The sequence below is a fragment of the Cerasibacillus terrae genome (genome assembly GCF_008039555.1).
In the GTDB taxonomy this organism is placed as follows: Bacteria; Bacillota; Bacilli; order Bacillales; family Amphibacillaceae; genus Cerasibacillus; species Cerasibacillus terrae.
The window spans coordinates 51,573-67,037 of the sequence record NZ_VDUW01000003.1 but is presented as its reverse complement, the minus strand read 5'-3'; the positions used below and the strand labels follow the sequence as shown (position 1 = coordinate 67,037).

General features: G+C 36.5%; 13 protein-coding genes and 2 riboswitches. Of the genes, 3 read left to right on the top strand and 10 right to left on the bottom strand.

Annotated elements, in window-relative coordinates; genetic code table 11:
* Positions 1-13: 13 nt before the first annotated feature.
* The 7 genes from purF to FHP05_RS05920 all read right to left on the bottom strand — a co-directional run bounded on the left by purF (position 14) and on the right by FHP05_RS05920 (position 8,376).
* Positions 14-1,387 (bottom strand): amidophosphoribosyltransferase, encoded by a 1,374-nt coding sequence (gene purF, locus FHP05_RS05950; protein WP_147666334.1) that lies wholly within the window; start codon positions 1,385-1,387, stop codon positions 14-16.
* Between the two features lie 14 nt (positions 1,388-1,401).
* Entirely contained in the window at positions 1,402-3,627 is a 2,226-nt protein-coding gene (gene purL, locus FHP05_RS05945) for a phosphoribosylformylglycinamidine synthase subunit PurL (protein WP_147666333.1), read from the bottom strand.
* A 43-nt stretch (positions 3,628-3,670) separates the two neighbouring features.
* The gene (gene purB / locus FHP05_RS05940) at positions 3,671-4,966 is read right to left on the bottom strand and encodes an adenylosuccinate lyase (RefSeq protein ID WP_147666332.1); all 1,296 of its coding nucleotides are present in this window, start codon (positions 4,964-4,966) and stop codon (positions 3,671-3,673) included.
* The gene (gene purK, locus FHP05_RS05935; protein WP_147666331.1) at positions 4,963-6,093 is read right to left on the bottom strand and encodes a 5-(carboxyamino)imidazole ribonucleotide synthase; all 1,131 of its coding nucleotides are present in this window, start codon (positions 6,091-6,093) and stop codon (positions 4,963-4,965) included. Before purK ends, purB begins: the two co-directional genes overlap by 4 nt.
* Positions 6,080-6,571: a 5-(carboxyamino)imidazole ribonucleotide mutase gene (purE, locus tag FHP05_RS05930; protein ID WP_147666330.1), complete on the bottom strand. Its 492-nt coding sequence runs from the start codon at positions 6,569-6,571 to the stop codon at positions 6,080-6,082. The genes purK and purE overlap by 14 nt, the downstream gene beginning before the upstream one ends.
* A 168-nt stretch (positions 6,572-6,739) precedes the next feature.
* A riboswitch (purine riboswitch) is annotated at positions 6,740-6,839 on the bottom strand.
* A gap of 158 nt (positions 6,840-6,997) precedes the next feature.
* Positions 6,998-7,558, bottom strand: a complete 561-nt coding sequence (locus FHP05_RS05925) for a DUF2179 domain-containing protein (RefSeq protein ID WP_147666329.1) — start codon at positions 7,556-7,558, stop codon at positions 6,998-7,000.
* Positions 7,559-7,665: 107 nt separating this feature from the next.
* A complete protein-coding gene (locus FHP05_RS05920; protein WP_147666328.1) occupies positions 7,666-8,376 on the bottom strand; it encodes an MOSC domain-containing protein in 711 nt (236 codons plus the stop codon).
* A gap of 95 nt (positions 8,377-8,471) precedes the next feature.
* Between FHP05_RS05920 and msrA the strand changes: the two genes are divergently transcribed.
* Entirely contained in the window at positions 8,472-9,002 is a 531-nt protein-coding gene (gene msrA, locus FHP05_RS05915) for a peptide-methionine (S)-S-oxide reductase MsrA (RefSeq protein WP_147666327.1), read from the top strand.
* Positions 9,003-9,194: 192 nt separating this feature from the next.
* Here the strand turns inward: msrA and FHP05_RS05910 are convergent, their stop codons facing one another.
* Entirely contained in the window at positions 9,195-9,731 is a 537-nt protein-coding gene (locus FHP05_RS05910; protein WP_147666326.1) for a hypothetical protein, read from the bottom strand.
* A gap of 139 nt (positions 9,732-9,870) precedes the next feature.
* On the opposite strand from FHP05_RS05910, the gene FHP05_RS05905 reads away from it, so the two are divergent.
* Together FHP05_RS05905 and FHP05_RS05900 are read left to right on the top strand one after the other, a co-directional pair.
* Positions 9,871-11,028, top strand: a complete 1,158-nt coding sequence (locus FHP05_RS05905) for an MFS transporter (RefSeq protein WP_147666325.1) — start codon at positions 9,871-9,873, stop codon at positions 11,026-11,028.
* A gap of 109 nt (positions 11,029-11,137) precedes the next feature.
* Positions 11,138-12,178 carry a ribonucleotide-diphosphate reductase subunit beta gene (locus FHP05_RS05900; RefSeq protein WP_147666324.1) on the top strand — a complete coding sequence of 347 codons (1,041 nt, stop codon included), beginning with the start codon at positions 11,138-11,140 and terminating at the stop codon, positions 12,176-12,178.
* A gap of 61 nt (positions 12,179-12,239) precedes the next feature.
* On the opposite strand, the gene FHP05_RS05895 is transcribed toward FHP05_RS05900, so the two are convergent.
* Together FHP05_RS05895 and guaA are read right to left on the bottom strand one after the other, a co-directional pair.
* Positions 12,240-13,571 (bottom strand): NCS2 family permease, encoded by a 1,332-nt coding sequence (locus tag FHP05_RS05895; protein WP_191126264.1) that lies wholly within the window; start codon positions 13,569-13,571, stop codon positions 12,240-12,242.
* Between the two features lie 135 nt (positions 13,572-13,706).
* A riboswitch (purine riboswitch) is annotated at positions 13,707-13,809 on the bottom strand.
* An 89-nt stretch (positions 13,810-13,898) separates the two neighbouring features.
* Positions 13,899-15,431 (bottom strand): glutamine-hydrolyzing GMP synthase, encoded by a 1,533-nt coding sequence (gene guaA, locus FHP05_RS05890; RefSeq protein ID WP_147666323.1) that lies wholly within the window; start codon positions 15,429-15,431, stop codon positions 13,899-13,901.
* Positions 15,432-15,465 lie beyond the last annotated feature (34 nt).

Sequence of the window (15,465 nt, the reverse complement as noted above, 5' to 3'; positions counted from 1 at the left end):
GGGTTTCCCACCTTTACTTACTTTTGTTTTCACTTAATATTCCTTTTCTTTTCATCGTTACCGGATAATTACCTGTAAAACAGGCTTGGCAAACACCTTGATTGATAGATGTGTCTTTTACAATCGCTTTTTCCATTCCTTCAGGAGATAAAAATGCCAAACTATCCGCTCCAATCAATTCACGAATTGCTTCAACAGGGCGATTGGCAGCAATTAAATCTTCTTCTGTTGACATATCAATTCCATAGAAACATGAATGTCTAGCTGTTGGTGAAGCAATACGGACATGAACTTCCTTTGCACCGGCTTCTTTTAACATTCGAACAATTCGCATAGAGGTTGTTCCTCGAATAATTGAGTCATCAATCATAACGACACGTTTTCCTTCAACAATTCCTCTCACGGGGGAAAGTTTCATTTTCACCCCTTGTTCACGTAATTCCTGAGTTGGCTGAATAAATGTTCTTCCTACATAACGGTTTTTAATTAATCCCATTTCATAAGGAAGTCCACATTGTTCTGCATACCCAATAGCAGCAGAAATACTGGAATCGGGTACACCTGTTACCACATCCGCATCAGCAGGGGATTCTTTTGCCAGTTCAATCCCCATTTGTTTACGGGAAGCATGTACGTTCACCTCATTCAAATCACTATCTGGGCGAGAAAAATAAACATATTCCATTGCACATAATGCACGTTTTTCCCTTATAGCAAAACGAATCGATTCTAGCCCTTCTTTGGAGATAGTAATTAATTCTCCTGGGAGAACGTCTCTTTCATATTTCGCACCAATAATGTCAAAGGCACATGTTTCAGAAGAAAAGACATATGCATCATGAAGCCTTCCGATAGAAAGAGGTCTAATACCATGTGGATCAAGCGCTACATACATTTTCTCCTCTGTTAAAATAACAAATGCATAAGCACCAACTAGATTTTGTAAAGCCTCAATAATGGATTGTTCATTGATGTCCTTTCCATTTCGTTTTATTAAATGTGCGAGAAGTTCTGTATCTGTTGTTGTTTGTAACAGACTACCTTCATCCTCAAGCTCGCCCCGTAGTGTGTGGCTGTTCATAATGTTTCCGACATGGGTTACTGCCATACTTCCGTTTTGCGTATGGAAAAGGTGGGGTTGTACATTATCAAACCCTCGATTACCGTTTGTCACATAATGTATATTACCAATTGCTGCATAACCGGCTAGCTTTTCAAAATCAGCTCGTTCAAATACATCATTGACTAAGCCATCTTCTTTATGAAGTTTTAATGTTTTTCCATTACTAACAACAATTCCTGCTCCTTCTTGACCACGATGTTGTTGCGCATGAAGTCCGTAGTATGTGATTTCCGTGGCCTTTTCATGTCCCCATATACCAAACATATTGGATGCCTCACTTATGCTTTATTTTTTAGTAATGTTGGGATTGTGTTCTTCCACAATTCTTGAAGTGTCCCTACATCTTCTCGAATTACTGTTTTCCCATTTGTTTTTACAATATAATCTTTTGAATCTGTTACCATACCAAGTTTGTGCGCATTTTGTACCATTTTTTCAAATTGCTCTTGATGTTCCCTCTTCACAGAGACTAATATTCTTGATTGTGATTCACTAAATAATTGTGTTGTTAAATCACCAGTTAGTTCGACTTCAGCACCGACTATTTTATCACCAAATAAACATTCGGCTAATGCGACAGCCAAGCCACCTTCTGCTATATCATGTGCAGAAACAATAGTTCCTTGTTTAATAGCAGATAATAATTGTTCTTGCATTGTTTTCTCCACTTCCAAGTCCAGAGATGGAGCTTTTCCTTCGTATTTCCCTTGTAAAACATTTTGTAATTCACTACCATCAAATTCTGCTTTCGTTTCTCCAATTAGGTAAATAAGGTCCCCTGATGTTTGGAAATGATCCGGTGTAATATGTTCAAGTGACTCATATAATCCAACCATTCCAATAATCGGTGTTGGGAAAATTGCCTTTCCTTTTGATTGATTATACATGGAGACATTTCCACTAATAACTGGTGTTTGTAACGCTTCACATGCTTGACTAATTCCATCAATACTTTTTTCCATTTGCCAAAAGACTTCTGGATTTGTTGGGTTTCCATAGTTCAAACCATCTGTTAAGGCAAGCGGCTTTGCACCAGAGCATACAATGTTACGTGCTGCTTCTGCTACAGCAATCCTTCCACCTGTTTCAGGATCCAAGTAAATATAACGAGAGTTACAATCGGTTGTAATTGCAATAGCTTTATCTTTTCCCTCTATTCGAACAACAGCTGCATCTGAACCAGGTCCAACAATGGTATTGTCTTGTGCATTTGTATCATATTGATTGTATGCCCATTCCTTACTTGCAATTGTTGGTTGTTGTAAGAGTTGCTTTAATATTTCTCCATGATTTTCAATAGTTGGAACGGCACTCTCCATTTGTTGGAATTTTTCATAATATACTGCTTTTTCAGATGGTAAATGATAGGTAGGTGCATTTTTATCTAAAGCATCTACTGGTACATCTGCCACCACTTCATTATGATGAATCAGACGAAAAGATTTTTCTTCAATAACTTGTCCAATTGCTACAGCCGTTAAATCATATTTTGTAAAAGTATCAATAATTTCTTGTTCACGACCTTTTTTAACGACAAGTAGCATCCGCTCTTGGGATTCCGAAAGCATCAGCTCATATGCGGTCATGTTTTTTTCTCTTTGTGGTACATAATCCAAATTCATTTCCATTCCTGTTCCGGCACTACTGGCCATCTCACTTGCAGATGAAGTTAAGCCTGCCGCTCCCATATCTTGCATCCCCACTAATGCATCTGAATGAATCACTTCTAAACAAGCATCAATCAAACGTTTCTCAATATGTGGATCACCAATTGCTACAGCAGAAGTATTATCTGCCTCACTTTCAACCTCACCTGACGAAAATGTTGCACCATGGATTCCGTCTAACCCTGTATCTCTTCCGGCATAAATAACGATATTTCCAACACCGGCAGCAATTCCCTTTTGCATGTCTTTATGATCAATTAAACCGACACACATTGCATTAACGAGTGGATTCTCTTCATAACAATCATCAAATTGAATTTCTCCACCAACCGTTGGTACTTGGAGGGTATTCCCATAATGAGCAATTCCCCGAACAACTTCTGTTAGTAATTCATTGGAGCGACCTTGATTTAAATTACCAAAGCGAAGGGAATTCATTAGTGCAATTGGTTTTGCTCCCATGGAAAACACATCACGAACAATACCTCCAACTCCAGTTGCAGCACCTTCAAATGGTTCAACAAAAGAAGGGCTATTATGACTTTCCATTTTAAAGACAACTGCTTGTTCATCACCAATATCGACTACCCCGGCACCTTCACCTGGACCTTGAAGAACGTTTATTCCTTTTGTCGGGAATTTTTTCAACAAAGGTTTGGATGATTTATAACTACAATGTTCAGACCACATGGCTGAGAATAATCCAGTTTCAACATAGTTCGGTAATCGACCAAGGAGTTCTTTTACGCGGTTATATTCTTCTTCAGTGAGGCCCATTTCTAAGAAGTGCATTTCTTGTTCAATTTGTTCTGGTGTTGGATATGTTTTATTTTCCATGTTTATTCCTCCAATGATTTTTTTACATGAATGGATAATGGATTTAGTTCAAGCCAATTCTTTCAAAAATAGCATCTACATTTTTCAAATGATACGTGTAATCAAAGCAGTTCACTATTTCTTCTTCAGATAATACATTTGTAATTGCCTTTTCTTTTTCAATTAATTGTTTAAAATGAGTTTCTGTTTCCCAGGCTTCCATCGCTTTTGGTTGAACGATGTCGTATGCCTTCTCTCGTGACATCCCTTTATCAATTAACGTTAATAAAACCCTTTGTGAAAAAATCACACCATGTGTTTTGTCAATATTACCTTTCATATTTTCTGGAAAAACGGTTAAATTTTTAATAATTTTAGAGAAGCGGTTTAACATATAATTGATGGCGATTGTAGCATCTGGTAAAATAATTCGTTCTGCAGATGAATGTGAAATATCGCGCTCATGCCATAATGAAACATTTTCATAGGCAGTTACCATAAACCCACGTAGTACCCGGGCTATTCCTGTCATATTCTCAGAACCAATCGGGTTTCGTTTATGTGGCATGGCAGAAGAACCTTTTTGTCCTTTAGCGAAAAACTCCTCTACTTCACGTGTTTCCGTTTTCTGTAAGCCACGGATTTCTGTTGCAAATTTTTCAATCGATGTAGCAATTAAAGAAAGTGTTGCAATATATGCTGCATGGCGATCTCTTTGTAATGTTTGTGTAGATACTGGTGCAGGCTGTAATCCTAAATATTCACAAACATACTTTTCCACAAATGGGTCGATATTTGCATATGTTCCAACCGCTCCAGATAATTTTCCGAATTCAATATCCTTTGCTGCAAGTTCAAAACGGGCTAGATTACGCTTCATCTCTTCATACCAAAGAGCTAGTTTTAAACCAAATGTCGTAGGTTCTGCATGTACTCCATGTGTTCTTCCCATCATCACCGTATGTTTATGTTCGATTGCTTTTTCTTTTAAAATTTCAATGAAAACATGTAAATCTTTCCGGATAATTTCATTTGCTTGTTTCAAACGATAGGACTGAGCCGTATCCACAACGTCTGTTGAAGTTAAGCCATAATGGACCCATTTTTTCTCATCTCCTAAGGTTTCAGAAACACAACGAGTAAATGCGACAACATCATGACGTGTTTCTTGTTCAATTTCTGCGATTCGTTTCACATCAAAGGACGCATTTTTACGAAGGTTTTTCACGTCTTCTTTTGGAATAAATCCAAGCTCACTCCATGCTTCACATGCTAAGATTTCAACTTCTAACCAAGCATCATATTTATTTTTTTCTGACCAAATATGACCCATTTCTTTTCTGGTATACCGCTCAATCACGATATTGCCTCCTTGTATCCTTCAATCATTCGTACTAGCGCTTTAGTATCCTTAGCAGTAAATGTGATATGTCCCATTTTTCGCTTTTCTTTCGCTTCCTTTTTACCATAAAGATGAATAAATCCTTGATTAAATGTTCGCATTTGCTTTAATGCCCCATCTAAATCTTCACCAAGAATATTAATCATGATCGATGGTTGTAATAATGAAATTTCCATTAATGGTAAACCACAAATGGCGAGGATGTGTTGCTTAAATTGAGATATATTACACGCTTCAATCGTATAATGTCCTGAATTATGAGGTCGTGGTGCCATTTCATTAATATAAACGGAATCCCCACGAACAAACATTTCAATCGCAAACGTACCAACTACATCAATCTTCTCTGCTAAGGCACGCGCTGCTTGAGTTGCCTTTTCTTTTACAGTTTTAGAAATACTTGCTGGTACGGTTGTTTGATACAAGATATGGTCTTTATGATCATTTTCACCAATTGGGAAAATCGCTAATTCTCCGTCTTTTCTTCGTGTAAAGACAACTGAAATTTCCTTATCAAAAGAAATCCACTGTTCGATAATACAATGTTTATGTTTATCAGCAAATTCCATTGCTGCTGGAAGGTCTTCTTCTGACTCAAGCTTTAATTGGCCTTTTCCGTCATATCCTCCACTACAAGTTTTAATTACTGCTGGATATGGCATATCTTCCATTAATTGTTGACAAGCTTTTCCGTCATGGACAATTTTAAACATTGGTACAGGTAGACCTGCATCCTTCATTAATTGTTTTTCTTTTTCACGATTTTGAGTTATTTCTAATGCGAAGGCACCTTGTGGTAATTTACCGGCTTGTTCAATATATTGTGCTGCCTGTAAATCAACATTTTCAAATTCATATGTGACAACATCACTTATATCTGTCAGTTTCTTAATTGCATCCATATCGTCATAGGCTGCTTGAATATGGTGTTCAGCAATTTGTGCGGTTGGACAATTCGGTGTTGGATCAAGAACAGCAATTTGATAGCCCATTTCGCGTGCTGCAATAGCCATCATACGGCCAAGTTGTCCTCCTCCGATAATTCCGATGGTTTGTGGTGGTAAAATGACATTATTTATTGGCAAGGTCTTCCCTCATTTCTGCAACTTTATCTTGTAAGTTTTCACGATATGCTTTTAATTTCTCATAAACATCCGCATCATATGCACCGATTATTTGCCCTGCTAAAATAGCTGCATTCGTTGCACCTGCCTTTCCAATAGCAACCGTTGCTGTTGGTACACCACCAGGCATTTGTACAATAGATAGTAAAGAATCCATTCCATTTAATGCCCGACTCTGAACAGGAACTCCTATTACTGGAAGGTTTGTTTGTGATGCAACCATTCCAGGTAAATGTGCCGCTCCACCTGCTCCTGCAATAATTACTTTTAAACCACGCTCACGTGCTGTCTTCGCATATTCGAACATCATGTCTGGTGTACGATGTGCTGAAATAACCTCTTTTTCATATGGTATTTCTAACTCATCCAATGTTTTGCATGCATATTCCATTGTTTCCCAATCTGAGATACTTCCCATAATAACACCGACCAAAGTCATAAAACCCCTGCTTTCTGTCTTAAAAAATTGTATAATTGTATATTAAAATAAAAAATTCTATTCGTCCCCCTCTTACCATGAGAGAAGATGAATAGAATAATACCCAAAACCGGTTTCTAAGCATTTTCTCTTCCTGAAACCGTATCAAATTAATCACTATATGTTCTATAATGATTCATCTCCACTCATAGTCCGGCATTTTCGGTGACGGGTAGAAACTTTCAAGCCTTATTCTTGAAATTATATGAGTTTATTATCAAATTAACGTTTCAAGCATAACAAAAGGAAGTAATGCATGTCAATCATTTTCTTGAACGTTTTTACAAGTTTATACCTTATTGTTCGGGTTTTGAGTTACTTTCCTCTATTTTTTTCGCTTTTTGTTATTTTTATTATCTAATAGATGTTTTTTAAGTAATATTAATTTTACTTTTGTCCTTCTTTTGATTGGAATAGACTTCCTTTTTTCACTTGTTTCACCCAGAAGCCACCATGTATATGTTGTGGCTCATATGCAATGATAAATGCCTTCGGGTCAATTGATTTGATTGTTTCATACAATCGTAATTCATATTTTCTCGGTGTTAAAATTTGCATCGCTAAACGGTCTCCATCCATCCCATAGGCAAACCAGCTTGTCACACCATACCCCTTATCTCGGAGCCTTCTTGTAAAATCTAAATCTGGATTAGATGAAATAACATGGACCGTAATATAGCCAAGCGCTAATTTTTCTTCAATGATTGACCCAATAATGACACCAAGACCATATCCAACTGCGTATGCTATTAAATTTTCAATTTGATTTAGATTATCCAAAACTAATCCAAGTCCTAACACATAAATTACAATTTCTATCATGCTTAGAAAAGCGGCAATATAACGCCTTCCCTTCATCATTAAAATCATTCGAACAGTAAAAAAAGATACATATACAATATTAATGGTTAATATAATCGTTACCATAGCAAATGCATTATCTAACATACGATTCCTCCCATCCCCATATCTTATAGTTTAACTACTCTAAACATGTATATACCTATTTAAAGGAACAAAAACCTTAGTTGATTAATATCGACTAAGGTTTTCTGTTATTGTTTGTTCGGCCCAAATACTCGCTTATCAATTAATGATTCACGTCCTATAAGTCTTTTTTTCAAGGATTTCTTCCAGTTCACTGCTAAATATTTACACTCTGCTAATTCAGATGCTGCCTTTAAATCATCTTTTCGAATATACATAACTTCATTGCAGGCAGCGATTGTCCATTGTGGATAAGGGCGTTCTAATAACTCCAAATCAATTCGCGATATGACTTCTCCTTCTTGTAATACGCGAAAATACCATCCTGTTCTACCACTATTTTGAATTTGCAACGCTAAATCCATCACCCGATAACGACGAGCTGGTTTCCAACATGGGCGACGTGGCTGAGATACTTGGATAATTGCATCACCAAATTGATACGTATCGCCAATACAAACGGTAAACTCATCCATTTCAAGCATGGCAAGATTTTCACCCATTCCACCAACATCGATGGAATCATTCTGTAATTTTTCTTTCCAATATTTATAATGCCCCACAGGATAAGCGAACAATGCCTTTTCTGGCCCACCATGATTCTTCTTGTCTGCAACATCATCACCTATTAATCCTGTTTCTGTTAGATAGATAGGGTCTTCTATTTCATTCTTAAACATTCCTGTTTCCCACTGTTTATCAAATGCATGTTTAGCATTAGGGTCTCCAATTTTTTTTACCCTACCTTTAAATAGCTTATGTACAAATGGTTCATTCATTATGTCAAACCCCTTATAATTATGTTATAGTTAGTAATTAATTTCTATTTTACTTCATTTTTTTAAAATTTTCATTCTTTGATGGTGGTGATCCGATGACAAATATAAAAAAAGCAACATTTGCAGGAGGATGTTTTTGGTGTATGGTAAAACCCTTCGACCAATGGGACGGCGTAAAAAGGGTTTTATCTGGGTACACGGGTGGTCATGTTGAAAACCCTACATATGATGATGTAAAAAAAGGAACAACAGGGCATTATGAAGCAGTCGAAATTACATATGACGAGTCAGTGATTTCTTATGAAACAATTGTACATATTTTTTGGCAACAAATTGATCCTACTGATAATTATGGACAATTTCATGATCGCGGTGATTCTTACCGAACAGCTATTTTCTACCATGATGATTCCCAAAAACAAGTTGCAATTGAATCAAAACAAGATTTAGTACGAAGCGGTAAATTCACAAAACCAATTGTTACAAAAATTTTAGCTGCAAGTCCATTTTATCCAGCAGAAGAAGAACATCAAAATTTTTATTTAAAAAGCAAAGCTACATATGAAGAAGATAGAAAAAAATCAGGTCGAGACGCGTTTTTACAAAAGATGTGGGCGAATGATTAAGTCCGTATAATTGTATTGTGTAAAAAGAATAAAATAGGTCATAAAAAAAAGGCCCTTATTAATTCCTATGATACAATGTTTTCAACGACGATAAACATAGTAGGCGGAATTAATAATGACCCAATTACAGTTTAACCTAGATTTCGAAAAAGTAAAACAAGAAGGTGTTCAATCTGGGGAGAATACTCCTCATCAATAAAAGAGGTAGCATATTCTTCCCGACTTATGGGTGACCGTTTTTTCGACTTCCTCACTTTTTCGGGCATCCATTTCTGGTTGGATGACCGATTTTGGATGTTCCTCGCTGTTTCGGGCATCCATTCCCAGTTGGGTGACCGATTTCTCGATTTCCGCGCTTTTTCGGGCAACCAATTCCAATTGGATGACCGATTTCTCGATTTCCGCACTTTTTCGGGCATCCATTTCCGGTTGGATGACCGTTTTTTCGACTTCCTCGCTTTTTCGGGCATCCATTTCCGGTTGGATGACCGTTTTTTCGACTTCCTCGCTTTTTCGGGCATCCATTTCCGGTTGGGTGACCGATTTTGGATGTTCCTCGCTTTTTCGGGCATCCATTCCCAGTTGGGTGACCGTTTTTTCGACTTCCTCGCTTTTTCGGGCATCCATTTCCGGTTGGGTGACCGTTTTTTCGACTTCCTCGCTTTTTCGGGCATCCATTTCCGGTTGGATGACCGTTTTTTCGACTTCCGCGCTTTTTCGGGCATCCATTTCTGGTTGGGTGACCGATTTCTCTATTTTTTCTTTTTTAAGAGTATCAAAAAATAATTAGATAATCAGCTCAGTTTCTGTTAAAACGCTTCTATAGTATAATGGCAATGGAAATGAGTCATTAGAAAGGAAGACATATTTGACTACGAAAAATTCGTCACTTTTACCATTAAAAACATTATTATTTAGTTTTCATGCTGCAAATACAATTATTTTAAGTTTTCTTCCTTTATATCTACAATATAAAGGGTTTAATGGAACAGAGATTGGCTGGGTACTTGCTACAGGACCACTCGTATCTATCTTCTCTCAACCATTTTGGGGATATATGAGTGATAAGTATAAGACCGTTCAAAAGATGTTGCTCATCTGTGTCGTTGGTTTATTAATTAGTAGTATTATTTTTTTCCAAATGAATCATTTAGTGGCTATTTTACTTATTGGTGCACTTTTTTACTTTTTTTCTTATCCGATTAGTAGTTTTGGTGATAGCTTAGCACAACGTCGTGCTGATCAGTTGCAAATTTCATTCGGTACAATCCGAACATGGGGTTCCATCGGTTTTGCAACATCTGCATTACTAGTTGGTGAACTTCTAGCAAGAACCGGTGTTGAGTATATGTTGTGGCCCTTCTTATTATTTGCTGGAATCACATTAATTGTTGTCACTCGCTTGGAAGATGTCGTTGTTGATTCGGAACCAGTTCAATTGCGGGATGTCACCCAACTATTAAAAAATAAAGCCTTCTTATTCTTTTTGTTATTTATGATGCTGATAACCATTGGACATCGAGCAAATGACAGTTTTATCGGACTTTATATTACTCAATTAGGTGGTAGCGAAGACCTAGTTGGACTTGCTTGGTTTATTGGGGTTGCAAGTGAGGCAATCATTTTCGCCTTATCAGGATATTGGTTTAAGAAATATCATCCACTCATTTTTGTCATCATTGGTGGAATTCTTTATAGTGTTCGTTGGTTTTTATTTGCCATTGTTGATACACCAGTCATGTTACTTAGTCTTCAATTTTTACATGGGTTAACATTTGGTGTTTTTTATACAGCTGCAATGGCATATGTGACCCGCTTAATTCCTCATTTATTACAATCAACTGGTCATTTAATCTTTTATGCGGTCTTCTTCGGTGTTTCCGGAATGATTGGTTCCCTTGTAGGTGGCTGGTGGATGGATATTTATGGAGGAACTTTTCTTTATATTATGATCGGTAGTTTAGCTACAATTGGTACAGTATGTATGTTTGTTTTTTACTTCATTATGAAACAAAAATCAACATGAAGTTTTTGCCCATGGTAAACTTTATTGGTTAAAACCATTGAAGTTTACCATATTTTTTATGATAATAGATAGTAGATTCTATCGATTATTATAAAAAGGAGCATTGTTCATGACAATTCTATTAAAAAAATCAAAAATATTAGAACCAAGGAACCCCAACCGCTCTACAGCATTGTTTGGTGGAAAAGCTTCTGGGATACTTAATTGGAATGATATCCCTTATCCACATTTTTATAAATTACGTGAAATGATTCGAAATCAATTCTGGATAGCCGATGAAGTGGACATGACTTATGATACGAAACAATTTTCTCATTTAACAAAGGAGGAAAAGACTGCCTACTTAAAAATTATTGGACTACTTGCCTCCCTAGATAGCTCACAAACCAATATGGCTTTTAAAATAAGTGAATACACAACAGACCCTTCCGTATCAGCAATAATGGCAACCATTGCCGATCAGGAAACAGAACATAATCGAAGCTACGCCTATATCCTTTCCTCTGTGACGGATTGGGAAACACAGAGAAAAGCATTTGAAGCACCACGAACAGATCAATTATTATTAGAAAGAAACGAACCAATTGTGGAGGTATATAATCGTTTTTCTGTAAACCCCACACTAGAAAATGTATTAGACGCCATGATCTATACTTCATTACTAGAAGGTCTATTCTTCTATTCCGGTTTTGCTTACTTCTATAATTTGGCACGAAACAATAAAATGGTCGGTACTTCTACCATGATTAGCTATATTAATAAAGATGAGATGCAGCACGCCAATTTTATAACGGAATTGTACCGGGCTACTTTGGGGGAAAATCCAGAATATAATACAGAAGAACGTGCAAAATGGGTGTATGAGCAATATAAACGTGGAGTAGAAAGTGAAATAAAATGGTCTAATAGTCTACTTAGAAATATTGACGGGATTTATTTACCTGAAATGGAAGGATATATTAGATACCGTGCAAACAAAATGCTACGTATGCTTGGATTAAGTAATATTTATCCAGAATATATTAAAAATCCGATGAAATGGGTACATGCCTTTGTTGATAATTTTGATCACACGAAAACAGACTTCTTTGAACAACGTTCCAGACAATACACCAAAACAAGTGACCTAAATGGTTTTGATGATTTATAAAATAAAAAGAGAGGATGTATCAAAAATGAAAATGATACATACCTCTCTTTTCTTTTGCATGTTAACTTAAAAAGATAAAATACAAGATAAAGATAACAAATAGTCCGTACATGATTGGATGTACTTCTTTTCTTCTTCCTTTTAAAATCATGGTAATCGGATAAAAGATAAAGCCCATTCCAATTCCAGTTGCAATACTGTATGTCAATGGCATCGAAATAATGACAAGAAATGCTGGTACTGCAATTTCAAATTGATGCCAATCAATTTTTCGTAAAGATGATGACATTAACACCCCAACAATAATTAAAGCAGGAGCCGTTACTTCTGGTGTTACAACACTTAAAAGTGGTGAGAAAAATAATGCAAGTAAGAAGAATCCAGCCGTTACGACAGATGCAAATCCTGTCCGTCCACCTGCGCCTACCCCTGCAGTAGATTCAACAAAAGATGTTGTTGTAGATGTTCCTAAAACCGCACCCGTAACTGTCGCAGCAGAGTCTGCAAATAAGGCACGTCCTGCTCGAGGTAATTTATTATCCTTCATTAATCCTGCTTGTGTAGCTACAGCAACCAATGTTCCTGCCGTATCAAAGAAGTCAACAAATAAAAACGTCAAAATAACAACAAGCATTTTGATCGTAAAAATATCCCCAAAATGAGCAAATGCTTGTCCAAATGTTGGTGCTAAGCTTGGAACAGCCCCAACCACATCACTCATTTGTGTTGGTGCCTCAATCAAACCAACAATAATTCCGGCAATCGCCGTAATAATCATTCCATAGAAGATACCACCTTTTACTCCCAATGTGAGTAAAATAACCGATATAGCAATACCGAAAATAGCAAGCATGGTTGTTGGTACAGTTAAATCACCAAGCGAAACAAGTGTTGCCTCATTTCCAACAATAATTCCTGCATTTTGAAATCCGATAAAAGCAATAAAGAACCCGATACCTGCTCCAACTGCTAATTTTAGATTAACCGGTATGGCATTAATTATTTTTTCACGTAAACCGGATAAAGATAAAATAATAAAAATAATTCCAGATACAAGGACCCCAGCTAATGCCGTCTCCCATGGAATTCCAAATCCTAATACAACCGTATAAGCAAAAAACGCATTTAATCCCATACCAGGTGCTAACGCAATTGGATATCTTGCAATAATCCCCATTAATAATGTACCAACAGCTGCGGCAATTGCTGTTGCTGTAAAGACGGCACCTTTATCCATTCCTGTAACACCTTCAGGTAAATCAACACCATCCAATGCTAAGGTAGATGGATTAACAAATAAAATATAAGCCATTGCTAGGAAAGTGGTTAATCCAGCAACAAATTCTGTTCGATAATTTGTTCCTAATTCTTCGAAGCGAAAGTATTTTTTCAAGATGCTTCCTCCTTTTATGGTGAAAAACAAAAGGTACCTTTAGTCTCTCCACTGGAAACTAAAAGTACCCCAAAAATTTCACACAGAATAATAACAAAAGAAATAAACCATTTCCTAGCTACATATTGTTTATTTCCATCTATTACTCTTCTGCGTAGTCAGACCATTTACGGCAGTCTGGTAGAAACTTTTGGGCCATATTCCCTAAAATTATACGCAAAAACAGGCTCTAATCGTATGTGTTTATATTACTACTGATGAAAGAAGATGTCAATAAAAGACGAACAATAAACACATAATTAGTGTTATTGTTCGTCTTTTGTTTATTTATTCCCACTCAATCGTTGCAGGTGGCTTGCTTGTTACATCGTAAACAATACGATTTACGTGTTCTACTTCATGAACAATTCTGGATGAGATTTTTTCTAACACATCCCAAGGGATTCTTGCCCAATCCGATGTCATTCCATCAACAGAAGTAACTGCCCGAATTCCGAGGGTGTGGTCATATGTTCTACGGTCACCACTAACACCTACACTGCGAATATTCGGTAATACTGTGAAATATTGCCAAATATCACGTTCTAATCCAGCTTTTTTAATTTCTTCTCGTAAAATAGCATCAGACTCACGAACAATTTCAAGCTTTTCTTCTGTTACTTCACCAAGTACCCGGATACCTAAACCAGGACCTGGGAATGGTTGACGCCAAACGATATGATCTGGCATTCCCAACTGTGTTCCAAGTTCACGTACTTCATCTTTAAACAATGTATCCAGTGGTTCAATTAATTCAAATTCCATATCCTCTGGTAATCCACCAACATTGTGATGGGATTTAATGGTTTGGGCTGTCTCTGTTCCACTTTCAATGATATCTGTATACAATGTTCCTTGTGCTAAAAAGTCGATTTCTTTTAATTTTTCAGCTTCATCATCAAATACGTAAATAAATTCATTACCGATGATTTTCCGTTTTTTCTCTGGGTCATCCACACCTTTTAATTTAGATAGGAACCGTTCTTTAGCATCAATATGGATAACATTCATATGGAATTCTTCTGTAAATACTTCCATTACTTCTTTTGCTTCATTTTTACGAAGTAGTCCATGGTCAACGAAAATACAAGTTAATTGATCACCAATTGCTTTGTGAATAAGTGTTGCTACAACAGATGAATCAACTCCACCACTTAACGCGCAAAGAACTTTTTTATCTCCAACTTGATCACGAATTTTCTTGATCTCAATGTCAATAAAGTTTTTCATTGTCCATTCTTGTTTACATTCACAGATATGATATAAAAAGTTTTTAAGTATTTCGGTCCCATATTCTGAATGACTTACTTCTGGATGAAACCCTACACCACATAATTTTTCAGTTGTATGATACATTGCAGCAACTGCACCATCATGTGTAGCAATTGCTTGGAAAGATTCAGGTACTCGTTTTACGATATCTCCTTTTCCAAGCCAAACTGTTTGTTCTTTTGCAGTATTTGCCAAAATATTTTCTTCTGTTTCTACTGTGATAGTCCCTTTTTCATAAGCAGATTTATTTCCTGGCACTACTTGTCCACCGAAGTAATCTACTATCCGTTGCATTCCATATCCAATTCCTAAAACAGGGACACCTAAATCAAAAATCCCCTCTACTTCTCGAATAGGCTCTTCATCAAGTACACTATGTGGCCCACTTGATAAAATAATCCCTTTCGGATTCATCGCTTTTATCTTATCAAGTGTGATTCGATAGGAATGCATTTCACTATACACACCAAGTTCTCTTACTCTTCTTGTAATGAGTTGATTATATTGACTACCAAAATCAATTACTAAAATCATATCTTGATTATTCATCATTTTTACTCCCATCCATATTTATTGTAAAAAA